1 pseudogene is annotated in these 1,382 nt (G+C 64.6%); it reads right to left on the reverse strand.

The window, feature by feature from the left end:
* A pseudogene (locus EPN29_14350) lies at positions 1–659 on the reverse strand (IS1380 family transposase).
* Between the last annotated feature and the right edge of the window lie 723 nt (positions 660–1,382).

The raw sequence follows: 1,382 nt of genomic DNA on the forward strand, positions 1-1,382 counted from the left end.
TCGACATCGTGCGAACGGTCCTCAGCGCGTCGGCAACCAGCCGTTTGCACCCCGGGGTGAGCCACGCGATCCCTTGCGGAGTCGTTTGGGCCACGACCACAGAGGCGCAGTCCTTCGTGGACACGGTCGCAAGCAGAGCGTTGACTCCACGGACCCCGGAGTAGCCGTAGCCCGAGCCCTGCTTGGTGTAGTCGTGGACCTCGATGATTGTGTCGTCAACGTCGACCATCACCCGGCCGGCTGTGTCGATGGCGTCGGGGATGATGCTGGCGACCAACGGTGTCTGGGGGCCAGCCGGGTCAGGAACCTCGACGCGACGGCGTCGAGCTGACGGACGTGGCCAAAGATGAACGTCCGAAGGAAAGACCCCAACGTCGAGGGCGCGGTGGCGTGGGTGAACACCCGGCCCATCCCGCCGAGCCGAGGGAGTGCCACGTCGTCGATGGAGTCGGCACGGGCGACCATCCCGGCGACGAGCGAGGCGACCTTCAACCCGGCGTTGGCGCCCTTGTCGGTCGGCACCGACAGGTGCTGCCGGCGAGCTCGTGAAGGCCAGCGGACCGGGCCAGCACGAGGACCGGGACCAGTCCGGCCGACGACACGAGATTCGGATCGTCGAACACCGCGGAGGTCGCAGCCGACGTGTGGCAAAGTTGCATCTACGAGATGCCCTTCGTGATGGTGAAACTGGGACCTTAGACAAGTTCGATTTCTCGCCACGTAAGAGCATTCTCACCTCTTGACGCGCGCAACCGTTCCCGCAGATCGGTGGATCGAGGCTAAAGAACCAAGGGGTCAATTTTCAACCCGGGTTCAACTTGAGGAACTAACCACAAGCAACGACGGGCTCGGTGCGAGGTTGCGTCGTGGTACTCGTTCTCGAATTCGACTGGTGGGCACTCGAGGGGCACCTCCGCCGGCTGCAGCGTGGCTCGCCGGGCCTAGGCCGGGGTGGTACCGGATGCTTCCTGCACCTCGCTGGGACGTACCAGCGCCGGCGAGCGGGTTGTACCTCATCCACTGCCGGGGGGTGCGGACCAAGTGCCCCACCGCGCGACCGCACCGAGGCGCTGCTTGCTGTCGAGGACGCCTGAAAACGCGGCCGTGACCCCGGACGGCGTCACTTTCGAACCATGCCGACAACCGCCCGAGGCATCTCGAGATCGCTCCTCCAAGCCGACGACCCTGATCCCACATCACCAGACCCGCTTTCATTACCCGGCGTGGCACAGACTGTCGAATGCCGTCGACGTTTGCGCAGGTCAGCACGGGTCAATCAGTCAGTACTACTACTTCCGGCCGCCGGGCTGAGCAACCGTATGTCTAGATCCTGCGGTCGGCCAGGACGGGAAAGTCCGCTCTGACAGAAGCGACGAGGTTCA

The sequence above is a fragment of the bacterium genome, from assembly GCA_004299235.1.
GTDB lineage: Bacteria > Chloroflexota > Dormibacteria > Dormibacterales > Dormibacteraceae > SCQL01.